The organism is Acidisoma sp. 7E03, from assembly GCF_054665075.1.
The window spans coordinates 1-17,096 of the sequence record NZ_BAAFHE010000005.1; the positions used below are offsets into that span (position 1 = coordinate 1).

A 17,096-nucleotide genomic window follows, 5' to 3' on the forward strand; every position below is an offset into this window, starting at 1 on the left:
CAAGGCTTCGAACACCTGCCCAGAATCACATCTGGCACGGCCATCCAACCCCTCGCTGAACACGTTCCGCGTTGATTCCGAAATGGCCTCTGAGTGACCGAGAGATGCCCTTTCTGTCCAAAGGTCAGCGCCTCCGCCACAAGGGCGGATGTCGCGCCCACCAGCATGTTGATCGCAAGCTTGAGGTAGCGTGCCTCCTCGCCAGGGCCGAGGTAGAATTGGCGAGAGGAGAAGGCTTTGAGAAGGGGTGTCACACGGTGATAGGCCGCCTCGTCACCGGATGCCAAGACTGTGAGCTTGCCGGCCTCTGCGGTAGCGGTGCTGCCGGAGAGCGGTGCCCGGACGTAGAGGACACCGGCCGTCGACAGAGCCTCGGCCACAGCGATTGAAGCCCGGGGCGAGACGGTGCTCGTCTCAACCAAGATACTGCCCGGTTTCATCGTTGCGGCAAGACCTGCTGGCCCTAAGACGAGATCCTTCAGAACGTCATCGTTTGGGATCGATAGGAACAGAATAGGCGCGGCCCTCGCCACGGCTGCTGGATTTGCCGCGACCTTCGCACCTGACGCTTCGGCTATGGCTGAAGCGTCAGGTGCAGGATCATAGGCGTGCACCTCATGGCCGGCAGCCGCCAGATGTCGGCTCATCGGAGAACCCATCTTCCCGAGGCCAACCCATCCGACCGTTATACTGTTCTTCATGCGCGTACTCCCTTCCCATCCACGATATCTGGCCCTGCGGCCCGCGGATGAGGCCCCGCGCGTTGCAGCCGGAAATCAAGTGCCAGAGTATGGCAGCTCTCAGGCAGCCCGTATGCGTCCCGCTGCGCGGCCGTTGCCGTCTTGAGCGGGGCGATCAAAGCATCCTTCACGCCGAAAACCGCATCGCTGTCGAGGTAGGGGTCCCCTTCAATAAAGATGTGCGTCGTCAAGCTTTCATATCCCCGCGCGCGAAGGATGAAATGGATGTGGGCTGGCCGCATCGGATGTCGGCCCAAAGCCTTCAACATATCTCCAACCGGACCATCGCTCGGAATGGGATAGGACGCGGGAACGATGCTCCGAAACCAGAAGCGTCCATCGGATCCGGTATGAAAAACGCCGCGAAGATTCATGTCGGGCTGCGTTTCATCCTGGGTGTCGTAGAATCCGTCCTCCGACGTTTGCCACACATCCAGTTCCGCGCCCTCCAGCGGTCGTCCGACTTCATCGGCTACGATGCCGCTCACGAACAGAGGCTCGCCGCGGCCATGTGATGCGATGTCCGCCCCCATGGCGAGGTGCGGCGCACCCTCCACGTAAAAGGGCCCCAGCACCGTGGAAGGTGTGACGTCCTCGATCTTGCGGTTGTTGATGGCGTCGACCAGCATGGATACGCCCAAGGTGTCCGACAGAAGAATGAACTCCTGCCGTCGGTCGTTGCTGATCTGCCCCGTCCGCGTCAGGAATTTGATGGCGGCGAACCATTCCTCTGGCGTCACCCGCAATTCACGGACGGCCGCGTGAAGATGTCTCACCAATACGCTCATGATTTCGCGCAAGCGCGGGTCGGAGCAGCCACCATTCCGTTCGATGACCGCTTCGGTCGCATTTTCTTCGGTGAAATTCCGCGAGATCTCGGTCACCTCGATTGCTCCGTCATCGGCCTGCGGCCGAAAAAGGCATTGTCCAGCAGCTCGCGCAGCGCCAGAATCTCCAACGGCCGCGGATTGGGATAGGGCCGCGCCACCGCTTGTTCCGCTGCAAGATCCAGATCGGCTTCCCTCATGCCGATCGCCTCGAGAGACAGGGGTGCCTGCAGTCCCTGAGCAAGGTCAAACAAGCCGGTTGCCGCATCCTCGGCCCCGAGTGCCCTCGCAACCCGCTGCATCGCTTCTGGCGCGCATGGCGCATTGTAGGCTACCGCATGGGGCAGGAGGACCGTGTGGGTCGCGGCATGGGGCAGATTAAAAGACCCACCTAGCACGTGGCAAAGCTTGTGATGCAGCGCCATGCCAACCGAACCGAGCGCGACCCCACAGAGCCAGGCGCCATACAGCGCCTCCCGCCGAGCCGACACATCCTGAGGGCAGGCAGCTACCACCGGCAATGCCCGCGCAAGTGCCCCGATCGCCTCTTCCGCCATCAGCGATATGATCGGATTGCGATCCTCCGCATACAGTGCCTCCACCGCATGGGCGATCGCGTTCATGCCGCTCGTCGCGCTGATTGCAGGCGGCAATGACGCAGTCAGCGAGACATCGTAGATTGTCGTCTCGGGCAAAACGCGTCGGGTGCGCTGCGTGGTTTTTTCGCCGTCCTTTGTCTCGCCAATGATCGGAGTCATCTCCGACCCCGCATAGGTCGTGGGTATGGCGATCTGTGGAAGATCCGTCCGCAATGCGATCGCCTTGCCCAGGCCGATCGTCGAACCGCCGCCGACGGACACGACGCCGTCGGCAGCATGGCGGCGGACCACCTCCAGCGCCCGTTCCGTCACCGCCACGGGCGTGTGCATCGTCGCCTGATCGAAGAGGCCGACGGCCAAGCTGCCCAAGCGGCGCACGACATCGGATGCCTGGTCGCTCTGCTCGGGTGTGCACAGCACCAAAACGCGCTGCAAACCCAGCCGCTCCGCCTCTGCACGCAGCTGTCCGAGCGTCCCGTCGCCGAAGACAACCCGCATCGGAAGACCATCGAAGATAAAACCTGAGTCCACGGTCTCTCCCTAAACTCACGACGCTTCTTTGCAGCGGATCCTGCCCGCCTTGAGCCGATCATAAGGCCGCCAGACATTCGGCGACGGGGCGAAAATATCCATTTTGAACAAAATCAGACTAGCGAAAAATATCGGGCTTCGTAGGTTCATCTCCAATCGAGACCATGAGCTCTCGTGCGGTTACACAAGAAAATCGAAAATCCATTGGCGGAAGAACCCCAAGGAGGAAACATGGACGAGCATTCGAAGCGGATGTCTTTTGGCCGTCGCATGGCCATGGTGAGCACTGCGGCCATCGGCGGCGCCACGCTTCTCGATGGCGCTTTCAAACCCGCGCGGGCCGCGGGTGCACCGGCTGCCGCCGGATATCAAGGCGCACCGCGCACCGAACTGTTCAACCCGGCGCTGACGACGCGCATCATCGACACCAAGAAATACAAGAAGGCCCCTCCCTACGTCATCGGCTTCTCGAATGCGGGCCTCGGCGACAGCTGGCGCGTGGTGGCGCTCGACGAGTTGAAGCAGGGCGCGGAGGATCACAAGGACGTCGTCAAACGCCTCATGATAACGGACGCCCAGCATGATGACGCAAGGCAGGTGTCTGACGTCCAAGACCTCGCCTCTCAAGGGGTTGACCTGCTGATCGTCAGCGCGAACACCGAAAAGGCGCTTGATCCCGTGGTCAGCCGCGTGATGCGCCAAGGCATTCCCGTGATGATGCTGGACCGACGCGTTACCTCCGATCACTTCGTGACCTTCGTCAACGCTTCGGATCCAATGATGGGGCGGCTGTGGGCGCAGTGGATCGTCGAGAAGCTCAACGGCAAGGGCAACATCGTTCTCCTCGGCGGCCAAGCCGGATCGAGCCCCAACGAAAACCGCATGAATCCGGCCAAGGAGATCTTCGCGCAATATCCCGGCATCAACATTCTCGACACCGTCTATTCCGACTGGAGCCCTGTGAAGGGCAAGCAAGTCATGCAGGCGGTCGTGGCGAAATACGGACGCAAGATCGACGCGGTATGGTCTGCCCACGGGCTGCAGGTTCCCGGATCGGTCGAGGCCTTCGTCGAAGCTGGCTTCAAAACCGGCGAGATTCCGATGCACACCACCGCGGACGTGAACGGGCCTATCCTACTGGCCCTCAAATACAAGATCCCTATGCTGGAGATCAGTGATCCGCCAGCGCAGTATCGCACGGCGATCGAGATCGCCCTCAAGATCCTGAGCGGTGCCTCCGTGCCGTTCAACTCTACGGTCAACTCGCAAATCGCGGTCACGGAGGGTGATGAAACACCCTCTATCAAAGGCGATGTTCCCTTCGCCTCGCTCGCGATGCCGAACAAGCCGTCCAACTATCTGATAAGTAACGATCTCGGACCCGACTACGATCCGGCCACGGCGCATATTCAATACCCGCATTGAGGTGATCATGCTGTCGGTCACCGGCATCCATAAGGCGTTCCCCGGCGTGCAGGCGCTCGCCGGGGTGGATCTCGAGGTGCAATCTGGAGAGATCCACGCTCTGGTCGGCGAGAACGGCGCCGGCAAGTCTACGCTGACGAAAATCATCGCGGGCGTGCAATTGCCGGATGAGGGCGAGATCCGACTCGATGGCCGACCGGTGAGTTGGCCAGGGCCTGCCCAAGCCAAAGCGGCGGGCATCCACGTCATCTATCAGGAGTTTGTGCTCTTTCCCCATATGTCGATCGCAGAGAACGTCTTCCTGGGTCACATGCCGCGCAACCGCCTCGGCCTTGTGGACCATCGGCGCGCGGAACGTCGGGCAGCGGAGATCCTCGGGCGCCTCGGCGTGTCGCTTGACGTGCGCCAGCCGGTGAGCGGACTCAGCGTCGCCGATCAGCAGATGGTCGAGATTGCGAAAGCCATGGTGGACAAGCCCCGGGTGCTGATCCTCGACGAGCCCACGGCCGTGATTGCCGGTCGCGAGGTGGAGTTGCTGTTCGACCGGCTGCGGAGACTTCGCGATGAGGGCGTCGCGATCATCTACATCTCGCACCGCTTGGAGGAGATCTTCAGCCTCTGCGATCGTCTCACGGTCATCAAGGATGGCCGGTGGGTTGCAACCCGAAACGTCAGGGGTGTGACGCGCGACGAGCTCATCACCCTCATGGTCGGCCGCGATCTCAGCCACCTGTTTCCACCTGGAAACGCGAGCCCTACGCTCGGCCACGTGGTTCTGTCCGCCGAAAACATCCGCCTCGGTACCCGCGTGCGAGGCTGCAGCATCGAACTGCGGGCTGGTTTGATCACCGGCCTTGCCGGCATGGTTGGATCCGGTCGCTCCGAACTCGCCATGGCGATCTTCGGCGGGCTGCCGATGGAGGCTGGGCAGATAACGATCGGCGACCAAACCTTCGACAGCATGACTCCGGCCCGCGCCATTGGGCTCGGAATCGGTTTTCTGACCGAGGATCGCAAAGGCCAAGGGTTGGCAATGCTGCAGAACGTCGGCGCCAACATCACCGCGGCGAGCCTCGCGCGGGTCGAGCGGGGTCCGTTCCTGGACCGCGAACGTGAGCGCGACTTGGCCGAGGAGGATATTGCCGCCTACCAGATCGCCTGCCGGGGACCGAACACACCGGTCGCCACCATGTCCGGCGGGAACCAGCAAAAGGTCTTGATCGCCCGGTGGGCCCGCGCGTGCAACCGCGTGCTCATCCTCGACGAGCCGACGCGCGGTGTCGATGTCGGAGCGCGGACGGAGATCTACCGCATCATGCGCGGCCTAGCCGCTCGGGGGATAGCCATTCTCATGATCAGTTCCGAACTGCCCGAAGTAGTCGGCATGTCGGACCGCGTCTACGTGATGCGTGAGGGCGTCGTCACCGGACTTCTGGAGAAGGACGCCATCAGCGAAGAGGCCGTCATCGATCTTGCAACGCATGATCGCCGCGCGGCTTGAGAGGTTCGAAAGATGACCGCAACGGCAACGCCCAACTCAGCACCCCCGCCGCCGCGCCGCGCATTGCCGGAGCAGGCGGCACGCCTTGGGATCGTGCTCGGCCTGATTCTCGCCATCGGATTACTCGGCTGCGTCGTCGCCGCTCGCTTTGGGACGCTCAACAACATCCTGAACGTCTACGAACAGTCGACGGATCTTGCGCTTGTGGCCCTGGGCCAGACCCTCGCGATCCTGACCGGTGGCATCGATCTCTCGGTCGGATCGCTCATCAGCCTGCTGTCAGTGCTGACCTCAGGCCTCATCAACAGCAATGGTGATCTCGTCCTGCCGGTGTGCGGCGGGGTTCTGCTTCTTGGGCTGCTCGTCGGTGTGATGAATGGTCTTGGCGTCGTCTTCCTTCGCGTGCATCCCCTGATCGTGACGCTCGGCATGGGCGCCATTCTGCAGGGCGCGGCCCTGCTCTATGCGCTGGCGCCGGTCGGTGGCGTACCGGATGGATTTGATTTTCTCGCCTATGGACGTGTCTATGACATATCCGTCGGGGCGACGATCTGCGTTCTCATCTATCTGCTCGCGAGCCTCCTTCTCCGCCGCACGGCGACGGGCCGCACCATCTACGCGCTTGGGGATGATCGCGCTGCGGCGGTATTGCTCGGCCTGCCGGTGCGTCGCACGCTCATCCTCGTCTACGCCTTGTCGGGCTTTTTCGCGGCCGTCACCGCCATCTATCTCGTGGCGCGGTTCGGCACCGGCCAACCCTACGCTGGACAGAACTACACCCTCGCTTCCGTCACCCCCGTCGTCGTCGGCGGAACCATGCTGAACGGAGGACGAGGCGGCGTCATCGGCACGCTGCTTGGCGCCTACCTCGTTGCGCTTCTCAACAACTTCCTCAATTTTCTTCACGTCTCTTCGGAAGTGCAGCTCGTGGTGCAGGGCCTCATCATCATGCTTGCCGTATCCGTCTACCGTGAGCGTCGGAGGGAGGCATGACAACCGAAGTCCGACCGACGGCAGTCAACTCCGCAACGATGGCGCATCCCCCGGGCACTGCCAAATTCGCCAAACTCGGCAGTCAGTACGGCATTTTCGTCTTTCTCATCCTCCTGCTCCTGATCTCGGGCATCGTCGCGCCGTCGTTTCTGGGCGGAGAGAACCTCTCGAACCTTGTGCTTCAGACCGTGCCGCTCGCGATCGTGACACTGGGCCAGGCTGTCGTCATCATGACCGGCGGGCTCGATCTTTCAGTGGCCTCCGTGATGGCGACAGCGGCCGTGGTCGGCACCAGCTTCGCCGGCAGTCCAGTCGCGGTGCCAGCAATCATTCTCGTGGCCATCGTGATCGGTGCGTTGACCGGCCTCGTCAACGGTCTGCTCGTCACCAAGCGCCAAGTTTCACCCTTTCTAGCGACGCTCGCCAGCATGATCGTGCTGCAAGGCCTGCGCTTCGCTTGGACCAAGGGTGCACCGACGGGCGGCCTGCCGCACTTCCTGCGGGTCGTCGGTGCCGGGACGTGGCATGGCATACCCATCAATCTGCCGGTGCTGGTGGTGACAGCCGTCTTCGTCGGCTTCGTCGTGCATCGGACAGTTCTCGGGCGGCGGTTCCTCATCGTCGGGGGAAACCGTGCGACGGCTCATCTCCTCGGCTACCGCGTCGATACGATCGTCATCGGCGCCTATGTGGCATCAGGTATCCTGGCTGCCATCGCCGGCATCATCCTCGGCGGCTATGCCGAGATCGTCGACAACCAGGTAGGCCGCGGCTTCGAGCTCGACAGCATCGTCGCGGCGGTCATCGGCGGCGCCGCACTTTCCGGGGGACGCGGGACGATTCCCGGCGCACTCGCCGGCGCGGCGGTTCTGATGCTCGCATCCAATGTCGTACTGCTCATCGGCCTGCCGATCCAATTTCAGATCATTCTGAAGGGCCTGGTCATCGTTCTCGCCGCCGCCGCCTATGTGCGGCGCTAGACGGAAGACAGGAGGATCCAATGGACCCTGCGGCACTATTCAGGCTTGATGGTCGCGTTGCCGTCGTCACCGGGGCGCAGCGCGGTATCGGCGCGACGATCGCTGAACATTTCCTCGGCCTCGGTGCGACGGTCGTGCTCGCCGATCTGACCGAAGCCGTCAAGGAGACAGCGCACGCGCTCGATCCGCAGGGCACACGAACCTCATGGCTCACCCTGGACGTGACGAACGCTGCCTCACTCGACGCGGCGGCGGCAACTGTAGTCGAACGGCATGGCAGCGTGGACATCCTCGCCGCCAATGCTGGCATGAGCTATGAACGGCCGGCCATCGATCATGATGAACCAACCTGGCGTCGTGCACTCGCGGTCAATCTCGACGGCAGCTTCTACAGCGCACGGGCCTTTGCACGGCCGATGCTGGCGCGTGGCGCAGGGGCGATCGTCCTCACCTCCTCTATTGCAGGGGTCAAGGTCGTTCGTCCCGAGCAGCATGTCGCCTACGACGTCGCAAAAGCCGGCGTCGCGCATATGGCGCGGGTTCTCGGTATCGAATGGGGGCGGCAGGGCGTTCGGGTCAATGCCGTAGGCCCAGGCTACACCGACACCGAGATGCTCGCCGAGGTCGGCCGGACACGCCCCGAAGTCATGCGACTCTGGCTGGAGGACATGCCGAACGGCCGGCTGCTGCGGAAGCAGGAAATAGCCACGGCCGTCGGCTTTCTATGTTCGGATGCCGCGTCCGGCATCAACGGACATCTCCTGATGGTGGATGCAGGCTATTCAATTACCTAGTAGCGGAGCGACACATGCATTTCATCATCCATTGCCTGGACAAGCCGGGCGCCGTGCAAGATCGGCTTGCGCATTACGACGCGCACAAGTCTTATCTCGGCCAGGCACCGGTGCGCATCCTGGTCTCCGGCCCCTTGCTTGCTAACGACCACGAGACGATGATCGGCAGCTTCTTTCTGGTGGACGCGGAAACCCAGCAAGAGGTCCAAAGCTTTCATGATGCGGACCCGTTCAAGAAGGCGGGCATCTGGGACAAGGTATCCATCCATTCTTTCCTGAAGCGGATGGATAATCGCTAAAAATATGGGAGGGACCCATGGGTCGCTTGCAGAACAAGATCGCGATCGTGACTGGTGGAGGTACCGGCATTGGGGAGGCGACGTGCCGGCGCTTCGCGGAAGAGGGCGCACAGGTTGCGGTCTTCGAAATCAGCGCGGAGAACGGCCGCCACACCGCGGAGGCGCTCGTCAAGATGGGGGTGGATGCTGCCGCTTTTGAGGTCGACGTGCGCGACGAGGCAAGTGTCGCCGCGGCCGTGCAGCAGGTGGTGGATCGTTGGGGCCGCATTGATGTTTTGGTCAATAATGCGGCGATCCCCGGCGCGAACAAGTTTACCCACGAACTGAGCCTCGAGGAGTGGGATGCCGTATTCGCGGTCAACGTGCGCGGTGTTTTCCTTTGCTCGAAACACGTGCTGAAGCACATGGTCGCCGCCAAAAGCGGTGCGATCGTGAATTTCTCCTCGATCTACGGCCTCGTGGGAAACGACGATCTTCCCCCCTATCACGCGACCAAGGGCGCCGTGCTGCTCATGACCAAGACCGATGCGCTCTGCTACGCCCGCTACGGCATCCGGGTGAACTGCGTCCACCCAGGTTCAACCAAGACGCCACTGTTCATGAAAGCCGGCGAAACATATCCTGGCGGTCTGGAGCATTACCTCGACATGATGAAGGCTAAGCATCCATTGACCCTGGGCGAGCCGGTGGACGTCGCAAATTGCGTGCTCTTCTTGGCGTCAGATGAAGCTCGTTTCGTGACGGGCGCCAGCCTCGTCTGCGACGGTGGTTACACCGCACAGTAAGATCGTAGGGGGAAGAAGGGTCATGCGCGCTGTCCGGTTTTATAGCAAGGGTGACATCAGGGTCGAAGACGTGCCAGGTCCGACAGGCCCGCTCGGTGAGAGCGAGGTCCGGGTCGCCCCCGCCATGTGCGGCATTTGCGGCACGGATCTGCACGAATACATCGCAGGGCCCATCGTCACGCCGAAGGAGCCGAATGCGTTGACGGGCGCAGTCCTGCCACAAATTCTCGGCCATGAGTTCTCGGCGAGGGTGCGGGAGGTTGGCGCCGCTGTGCGGCATGTGAAGCCAGGTGATCTGGTGTCGATCCAACCGCTCCTGGCGCCAGAGGACGACTACTATGCGCGCCGCGGGCTGTTGCATTTGAGCGAGAAGCTCGGCGTCATCGGTCTTTCCCACCCCTGGGGTGGCATGGGCGAAGAGGCCGCGCTGCAGGCCGCCAACGTGATTCCCGTGCCTGCCGGATTGACGGAGGTACAAGCAGCACTCATCGAACCTGCGGCGGTCGCGGTCTATGCCGTGGACCGCGGCCGCGTGCAGGCAGGGTCGTCCGTGCTCGTCTCAGGCGCCGGCCCAATCGGGGCCCTCACCCTTCTGGCGGCGCGCGCGGCTGGGGCCAGCACCCTGTTCATCTCGGAGCCCAACCCGAACCGGCTGCGCAAAGCCCAGGAGATCGTCCCGGGCGTCATTCCGATTGATCCCAGGTCCCAGGATCTCGTCCAGGTCGTCCGTGACAACACCGAGAGTGGCGTAGGAGTCGATACCGCATTGGAATGCGTCGGCCACGAGGGCTCGCTCAACGCCTGCGTGAAGGCAGTGCGGCGCCAGGGCGTCGTGGTGCAGGCCGGGCTGCATGTGCGCAGCGCTTCTGTGGAGCCGATGCTATGGGCGTTGAAGGATATCAGCATCGAGGCGACTTGGTGCTATCCGGTGCAGATCTGGCCGCGCATCGCGCGTATGATCTCCGCCGGAATCTTTCCGGTCGAACGCATCGTCACCGCGCAGATCGACGCGGCAGACGTCGTGCGCCAGGGCTTTGAAGCCCTGCTCGATCCGGCCGGGCATCATCTCAAGATCATGGTCGCGACGTGACTGCCCCACCGGACTAACCGAGGCCACCGCCGTTGGGGAGGCTGCGCCTTCAGTGCGACTGCGCCGGAATACCCGCGCCCCGGCAGCCCAGCAGGAAATCGAAATCCGCACCCTGATCGGCCTGCATCACGTGACGAACGTACAGGCCCTGATAGCCCGAGGCTGGCGGCCCTGGCGGCTGCCAGGCGGCGCGGCGACGCGCGAGTTCGGCGTCCGAAACCTCCAGCTCCAGACGCCGCTCCGGCACGTCGAGCAGAATCGTGTCGCCCTCCTCCACCAACGCCAGTGGGCCACCGGCGGCGGCCTCAGGAGCGACGTGCAGAACCACGGTGCCATAGGCCGTGCCGGACATGCGTGCGTCGGAAATGCGCACCATGTCGGTGATGCCCCGCGCCAACAGCTTCGGCGGCAGGCCCATGTTGCCGACCTCGGCCATGCCCGGATAGCCGCGCGGTCCGCAGTTCTGCAACACCATGACGGAGGTTTCGTCGATATCCAGATCGGGATCATTGATGCGGCGATGATAGTCGTCGATCGAGGTGAAGACGACCGCGCGGCCGCGATGCCGCATCAGGCTTTCGGTGGCCGCGGAGGGTTTGAGAACCGCACCGCCAGGGGCCAGATTGCCGCGCAGCACGGCGATGCCGCCTTGCGTCGTCAAAGGCGCGTCCAGAGGCCGAATGACCTCGGGGTCGAAATTCTCGGCATGCTGAACGTTCTCCCAGATCGTGCGGCCCGTGACGCTCGGCGTATCGCCTTCCAGCAGGCCGGCCTCCACCAGCATCTTCATCACCACCGGCAGGCCGCCGGCGTAGCAGAATTCCTCCATCAGGAAGCGGCCTGAAGGCTGCAGGTCGACGACTGTCGGCACATCGCGGCCGAGCGAATCCCAATCATCGAGCGACAGCGGCACGCCAATGCGCCCGGCGATCGCCAGCAGGTGGAGCACGGCATTGGTCGAACCGCCGATCGCGCCATTGACGCGGATGGCGTTGCGGAAGGCGGCCGGCACCAGGATGCGCGACAGCGTGAGATCCTCCCGCACCATCTCAACGATGCGGCGGCCGGTGAGCTGGGCCAATACGCCGCGCCGTGCGTCGACGGCGGGCAACGCGGCATTCTCCGGCAGTGCCACGCCGAGCGCCTCGACCATGCTGGCCATGGTGGAGGCCGTGCCCATGGTCATGCAACTGCCTGCGGAGCGCGCCATGCCGGCTTCCGCATCCATGAAGTCCTTCAGGCTCATCTGCCCAGCCTTCACCGCCTCACTGTAGCGCCAGACGGCGGTGCCCGAGCCCACCACCTCCCCGCGCACGCGGCCATTCAGCATCGGCCCGCCCGAGAGTACTATGGTTGGCAGGTCACAAGAGGCCGCGCCCATCAGCAGGGACGGTGTCGTCTTGTCGCAGCCGACGAGCAGCACCACACCGTCGATCGGATTACCCCGAATCGCTTCCTCGACGTCCATGGAAGCGAGATTACGGAACAGCATGGCGGTCGGCCGCAAATTGGATTCGCCAAGCGACATCACCGGAAACTCCACGGGAAAGCCACCTGCCTCATAGACTCCACGCTTCACCCGCTCGGCGAGGTCCCGCAAATGGGCATTGCAGGGCGTCAGCTCCGACCAGGTGTTGCAGATGCCGATGACAGGACGGCCATCAAAGGCGTCCGGCGCCATGCCCTGATTCTTCATCCAGGAACGGTGCATGATGGCGTTCTTGCCGTCACCCCCGAACCAAGCCTGGGAACGCAAGCGCTTCACAGTCATCAGAGGTCTCCGAGGTCGAGCGGGGTCATTTGCCGATGCCGAGCATGAGCCCGCCGATCAGCGCCCGCTGAAAGAGAAGATAGGCGAGCATCGCCGGCAGCGCGCTGAGCAGGGAGCCCGCGAGCAGCACGGGAATATCGAGCACCCTGCCCGATTGCAGCACGGCGAGGCCCACCGTGATGGTGCGCACGGCGGGCTCCTGCAGGAAGATGAGCGCCACCAGCAGATCGTCCCAGATCTGGATGAATTGCAGCACGCCCACGGCCAGCAGCGCCGGCGTGGACAGGGGCAGGATGACGCTGAGAAAGATGCGCCAATAGGGCATGCCGTCGATCTCGGCAGCTTCCACCAGTTCGTCCGGCAGATCGCGCATGAAGGAGGTCATGAGGAAGGTGCCGAAGGGAATGCCGAGCGCCGCATAGGTCGCGATGACCGAGAGAAAGTTACCCGACAGCTCGATTGAAGCGAAGTTGATGAACTCGGTGAGGATCATCGACTGCATCGGAATCATCATGCTGGCGCCGATCAGGCCGAGCAGCGCGCCACCGCGCGGCACGCGCAGCTTGGTCAGCGCGAAGGCCGCAAGCGCGCTGACGACGAGGATGACGGCCACCGAGCCAACCGTCACGATCGTCGAGTTCAGCAGCTGCTGCGCGACCGGCAGGCTCCGAAACAGCACTTGCCAATTGCGCAGGGAGAGATGGCCGGCATAGTCCAGCGAGCCTTCCGCGATGGTGACGAAGGGAAACAGCATCAGCACCAGCACCAGGCCGAGCACGCAAGAGGCGGCGAACCGACCACGGGTGCCGAGCAATCCTTTCATCGGGCGATCGCCTCAGATCCAGCCGGCATCTACGACGAAATGCTGTGCCGTGCACATGCGGCTGTCATCGGCCGCGAGCCAAAGCACCATGCGTGCGAGATCGGCTGGCATCACCTTGTCCGGCAGGCATTGCCGTTCTCTGATCTGCCTTTCGCCGTCTTCGTCCAACCAGAGTTCGACCTGCCGCTTGGTCATGACCCAGCCGGGCACCACGGCATTGACGCGAATACGCTCCGGGCCAAGCTCCCGCGCCATCCCCTTGGTCATCCCGCTGATCCCGGCTTTGGCAGTGACGTATGCCACGTAGTTCGTCTCGCCAGCGAACCAGCTGATCGAGCTGAAGTTGATGATCGATCCGCCGCCCGCAGTTTTCATGCCAGGCCGCACCGCCTGAGCGGCGAAGAACTGATGGCGCAGATTGGTCTCCATCCTGTCCTGCCAATAGGCGGGTGTGACTTCCTCAATCTTGTGCCGGTCGTCGTTCCCCGCATTGTTGACGAGGACGAGAGGCGCCCCTTGAAGCGTGCTTGACCGCGCAATGGCGCTGCTGAGCGAGTCGAGGTCCTTGAGGTCGCAGGGAATGAAGAGGGGGCGATCCATCCCGCGGGCCCCGATGCGGTCGGCCAGCGCCTCTCCGGCATCACGCTGACGGTCGAGAAAGGTCACCCGTGCCTGCTGCATCGCAAAATGCTCGACGATGCTTTCGCCGATCCCCGAAGCCCCTCCCGTGATCAGAACGGGACGGCCCTTCAAGCTGGGATAGAGGGCGTCATTCATGTCCATCGCATGCTCCTCGGCAGAAACCAGCGCCCTCTTGCGGATTCTTGTTGACAGCGGGCCATCTCCATTAAAACATATCATATGCTTTATTCAAGGACGTTCTGATCGGTCTCGAAGACCAAAGAAGCCCGGCGTGCGTGCAACCACTGTGAGGAGGGAGAGTCCATGACGCGACATCAGAATACCCCGTGTGGCAGACGCCAGAGCTTCCGAGCCAGGCTGCGACATTTCGTTCTGGGCGGGCTCGCCCTCGGTGCGAGCGTCGCGGCGGCAGCGTCAGGCGCCGATGCCGGCACCATCACGATCTGGCACAACTACGGAACGGAGGTGAATGCGACAGCCCTCAATGCCGTCGTCGCTGCCTTCGAGAAGGCGGACCCCACCGTCACGGTCAAGGTCGTCAGTCAGCCGGCCGACAACTACTTCGCCTTGCTCACTGCCGCTTCCATTTCGCACACCGCGCCCGACATCGCAGTGATGTGGACCGGCGTATGGGATCTCAAATATGCGCATCTACTGGCGAATCTTCGGCCGCTGCTGCCGGCCGAGGTACTCAATCAGATGAAGGGCTTGCGGTGGGCCTCGGCTGATTTCGACACGTCGAAGGCGCTCTATGTTTTGCCTCTGGAGGATCAGTTCTACATCGGCTTCTACAACAAGGATCTGATCAAGAAGGCGGGGTTGGACGGGCCGCCCCGGAGCTGGACGGAACTCGCCACCGCCTGCCAAAAAATCCGCGCCCTCGGCGTCGATCCGATGCTCTACGGCAGTGACAGCCAAGCGTTGAGCTCGGAATTCTACCCCTTCTACGATCTCAGCTATCTCATGGCAGGCGCCTATCCCGTCGACCAGTGGGAAGGTCTCGTCAACGGCAAGATCCCCTGGACCTCGCCCGCGATCATCGCCCAGGTGCAAAAGTGGGCCGATCTCCACAAGGACGGATGCACCAACAAGGATGTTCTGACGACTGCGGACATCCTGATGAAATTCGCCGCCGGAAAGGCGGCGATGATCGTCGATGGCAATTGGAACCTTCAGCAGCTCTACGACAAGATGGGACAGTCCCTCGGCGTCTTCCCGCTGCCCTTCTCCAACACGCCCACCAAGACCGTGGTGGAACTGCCCGGGGATGGGCTGTCCTTGCTCAAATCCTCCAAGAACAAGGCGGATGCCTTGGCCTTCCTCAACTTTCTGATGAGCGGAGAGGCGCAGAAGATCCTCGCGCAGAGCGGTCTTGTGCCGGCGCGGGATGGCTATGCCGCGGCCAACCCGCTCTATGCCGATCTTTTCGCGCTGACAGAGAAGCAGGGATTCACGGCCGTGCCGATGATCGACAACGTCATCCAGCCACCGCTGGTCGATGTCGGGCAGCGTGTGCTCGATGCCGCCTTCGCACAGCAAATGACGGTGCCAGACGCGCTGCAGAAAATGCAGGACGCCTGGAACAACCTGCCTGCGGACCAGAAGCACTGATGTCTGCCTCGGCAAGCCTCGCTTCTAGCAATTCGCCTCTGCCTTCCCGGCGGCGCGCCCGTTTCCAGCGGCACCGGCAAAGGGCGGGGCTTGCCTTTACACTGCCGCTTCTGGTGCTCTGGGGTTTCCTGCTCATCCTGCCTATCTGCCAGACGCTCTATTTTAGTCTGACCCAATGGGATGGGCTGGAAGCCAGTTGGAACGGCATCGGCAACTATCTGGCGCTGCTGCACAGCCCCGATTTCGCGAGCGTCCTGGTCAACAACCTGCTCCTGCTGCTCGCCGTGCCCTTCGCCGTCCTCCTCCCCTTCGCCATTGCCATCGTCATTGCCATGGAGCCGCCGGGCTGGCGATGGGTGCGGGCACTCATCTTCCTGCCCGCAACCCTGTCATGGGTTGTCGTCGGCATCGTCTGGCTCCGCGTCTATTCTTCCGATGGTATGATCAATCAATGCCTTGACCTGCTCGGCCTTGGGCGATTCCACATCGATCCTCTGGGCAGCGTGCACACGGCGATCATTCCAATCGCCCTCACCTTCATCTGGTCGCAGATCGGCCAGAACACCCTGATCTTCCTGATCGGTCTATCCACCATCGACACCAGCATCTTCGAAGCCGCCACCATCGACGGCGCCGGCATCCTCTCCGTCGTCCGCCGCATCATCCTGCCGTTGATGACGCGCTTCATCGTATTCACCAGCATCATCACTCTGATCGCGGCCTTCACCGCGCTGTTCAGCTTGATTTTTGTCATGACAGGGGGAGGGCCCGGTTTTAGTACCACCACCATGGAATTTTACATCTACCGCCTCGCCTTCAATCAGACGAACTTCGGCATGGGAGCGACCGTTGGGGTCGTCCTGCTCGCCGTGATCGGCATTGTCACCGCTCCCCTCATGCTGCTCTACCGGAAGGCATCCGCATGACGCCCCTGCCCCGCCGCCGCAAACGGTCCCTGGTCGACCAGGTCGTCGACACCATCGGGCAGGACATTCTCAGCCGCCACTACCCGCCCGGCGCCCCCCTGCCGAACGAGACGGAGTGGTGCGAAAAGCTCGACGTCAGCCGCAGCGTGCTGCGTGAAGCCTTGCGTGTTCTCGTCAGCAAGAATCTCATCGACATCCGCTCCCGCGCCGGCGGCCGCGTGCGGCCGGAGACGGAGTGGAATCTGCTCGATCCCGACATACTGCATTGGCGCTCGCAAGGAGGAGATCGCGAGACCTTCGTGCGCGAGCTCTTCGAACTGCGTCGCGTCATCGAACCCGCGGCGGCCGCGCTCGCCGCGACCCGCATCGGCGCCGGCCAGCTGCGGGATCTTTCGGGGGCGCTGGCCGACATGGTCGCGGCCGGGGAGGATACGCAGCGCTTTCTCGAACCCGATGCCCGCTTTCACCGCCTCATCCTCGGCAGTGTGGGTAATGCACTGTTCCAGGCACTCGGGCAGGCCATCACCGTCGCGCTCGACATCACGTTGCGGCTGTCGCTCGATGCACCCCAGGGGCAGCAGGCTTCGCTGCCGCTGCATCGCATGGTGCTGGAAGCGATCACGCAACGCGATGCCCCCGCGGCTTCCGCCGCCATGCTCACCCTCGTCAACGCCTCCGAACGGGACGTCGCGGAGGCAAGCCGCACGCAGCAGAAAACCCCGCGCGCCCCGGCGCATGCCGCCAACAGGAGATAGGACT

16 protein-coding genes and 1 pseudogene are annotated in these 17,096 nt (G+C 62.9%); 11 read left to right on the forward strand and 6 right to left on the reverse strand.

What is annotated here, in order from left to right; translation table 11 throughout:
* The 3 genes and pseudogenes from ACYQ6W_RS08925 to ACYQ6W_RS08935 all read right to left on the reverse strand — a co-directional run.
* A pseudogene (locus ACYQ6W_RS08925) lies at positions 1-707 on the reverse strand (NAD(P)-dependent oxidoreductase); the annotation flags it as partial.
* Entirely contained in the window at positions 698-1,624 is a 927-nt protein-coding gene (locus ACYQ6W_RS08930) for an intradiol ring-cleavage dioxygenase (RefSeq protein ID WP_459674838.1), read from the reverse strand. The gene ACYQ6W_RS08930 and the pseudogene ACYQ6W_RS08925, both read right to left, overlap by 10 nt.
* Entirely contained in the window at positions 1,621-2,697 is a 1,077-nt protein-coding gene (locus tag ACYQ6W_RS08935) for a maleylacetate reductase (protein ID WP_459674839.1), read from the reverse strand. The genes ACYQ6W_RS08930 and ACYQ6W_RS08935 overlap by 4 nt, the downstream gene beginning before the upstream one ends.
* Positions 2,698-2,928: 231 nt before the next feature.
* Here ACYQ6W_RS08935 and ACYQ6W_RS08940 point away from each other — a divergent pair, with 231 nt between their 5' ends.
* The 8 genes from ACYQ6W_RS08940 to ACYQ6W_RS08975 are packed head-to-tail and all read left to right on the forward strand — an operon-like array spanning position 2,929 to position 10,564.
* Positions 2,929-4,122 carry a substrate-binding domain-containing protein gene (locus ACYQ6W_RS08940; protein WP_459674840.1) on the forward strand — a complete coding sequence of 398 codons (1,194 nt, stop codon included), beginning with the start codon at positions 2,929-2,931 and terminating at the stop codon, positions 4,120-4,122.
* Positions 4,123-4,129: 7 nt separating this feature from the next.
* A complete protein-coding gene (locus ACYQ6W_RS08945; protein ID WP_459674841.1) occupies positions 4,130-5,623 on the forward strand; it encodes a sugar ABC transporter ATP-binding protein in 1,494 nt (497 codons plus the stop codon).
* Between the two features lie 12 nt (positions 5,624-5,635).
* Entirely contained in the window at positions 5,636-6,616 is a 981-nt protein-coding gene (locus tag ACYQ6W_RS08950) for an ABC transporter permease (RefSeq protein ID WP_459674842.1), read from the forward strand.
* Complete coding sequence (locus ACYQ6W_RS08955) at positions 6,613-7,596, forward strand: ABC transporter permease (protein WP_459674843.1); 984 nt, start codon at positions 6,613-6,615, stop codon at positions 7,594-7,596. Before ACYQ6W_RS08950 ends, ACYQ6W_RS08955 begins: the two co-directional genes overlap by 4 nt.
* Before the next feature lie 20 nt (positions 7,597-7,616).
* Positions 7,617-8,390 carry an SDR family NAD(P)-dependent oxidoreductase gene (locus tag ACYQ6W_RS08960; protein ID WP_459674844.1) on the forward strand — a complete coding sequence of 258 codons (774 nt, stop codon included), beginning with the start codon at positions 7,617-7,619 and terminating at the stop codon, positions 8,388-8,390.
* A 14-nt stretch (positions 8,391-8,404) separates the two neighbouring features.
* Positions 8,405-8,689: a YciI family protein gene (locus ACYQ6W_RS08965; protein WP_459674845.1), complete on the forward strand. Its 285-nt coding sequence runs from the start codon at positions 8,405-8,407 to the stop codon at positions 8,687-8,689.
* A gap of 17 nt (positions 8,690-8,706) precedes the next feature.
* On the forward strand, positions 8,707-9,474 hold the full coding sequence (locus ACYQ6W_RS08970; RefSeq protein ID WP_459674846.1) for an SDR family NAD(P)-dependent oxidoreductase: 768 nt from the start codon (positions 8,707-8,709) through the stop codon (positions 9,472-9,474).
* A gap of 22 nt (positions 9,475-9,496) precedes the next feature.
* Positions 9,497-10,564, forward strand: a complete 1,068-nt coding sequence (locus ACYQ6W_RS08975; protein ID WP_459674847.1) for an alcohol dehydrogenase catalytic domain-containing protein — start codon at positions 9,497-9,499, stop codon at positions 10,562-10,564.
* A gap of 49 nt (positions 10,565-10,613) precedes the next feature.
* On the opposite strand, the gene ACYQ6W_RS08980 is transcribed toward ACYQ6W_RS08975, so the two are convergent.
* The 3 genes from ACYQ6W_RS08980 to ACYQ6W_RS08990 are packed head-to-tail and all read right to left on the reverse strand — an operon-like array spanning position 10,614 to position 13,941.
* Positions 10,614-12,335 carry an IlvD/Edd family dehydratase gene (locus ACYQ6W_RS08980; protein WP_459674848.1) on the reverse strand — a complete coding sequence of 574 codons (1,722 nt, stop codon included), beginning with the start codon at positions 12,333-12,335 and terminating at the stop codon, positions 10,614-10,616.
* 25 nt (positions 12,336-12,360) lie between these two features.
* Positions 12,361-13,158: a carbohydrate ABC transporter permease gene (locus ACYQ6W_RS08985; protein ID WP_459674850.1), complete on the reverse strand. Its 798-nt coding sequence runs from the start codon at positions 13,156-13,158 to the stop codon at positions 12,361-12,363.
* A 12-nt stretch (positions 13,159-13,170) separates the two neighbouring features.
* The gene (locus ACYQ6W_RS08990; protein WP_459674851.1) at positions 13,171-13,941 is read right to left on the reverse strand and encodes an SDR family NAD(P)-dependent oxidoreductase; all 771 of its coding nucleotides are present in this window, start codon (positions 13,939-13,941) and stop codon (positions 13,171-13,173) included.
* A 162-nt stretch (positions 13,942-14,103) separates the two neighbouring features.
* Between ACYQ6W_RS08990 and ACYQ6W_RS08995 the strand changes: the two genes are divergently transcribed.
* Genes ACYQ6W_RS08995 through ACYQ6W_RS09005 form a run of 3 tightly spaced genes read left to right on the forward strand, consistent with a single transcriptional unit; the run spans position 14,104 to position 17,092 of the window.
* Entirely contained in the window at positions 14,104-15,411 is a 1,308-nt protein-coding gene (locus ACYQ6W_RS08995) for an ABC transporter substrate-binding protein (RefSeq protein ID WP_459674853.1), read from the forward strand.
* Positions 15,411-16,337, forward strand: coding sequence for a carbohydrate ABC transporter permease (locus ACYQ6W_RS09000; RefSeq protein WP_459674855.1), 927 nt, complete (start codon positions 15,411-15,413; stop codon positions 16,335-16,337). The genes ACYQ6W_RS08995 and ACYQ6W_RS09000 overlap by 1 nt, the downstream gene beginning before the upstream one ends.
* Positions 16,334-17,092, forward strand: a complete 759-nt coding sequence (locus ACYQ6W_RS09005; protein WP_459674856.1) for a FadR/GntR family transcriptional regulator — start codon at positions 16,334-16,336, stop codon at positions 17,090-17,092. The genes ACYQ6W_RS09000 and ACYQ6W_RS09005 overlap by 4 nt, the downstream gene beginning before the upstream one ends.
* Positions 17,093-17,096 lie beyond the last annotated feature (4 nt).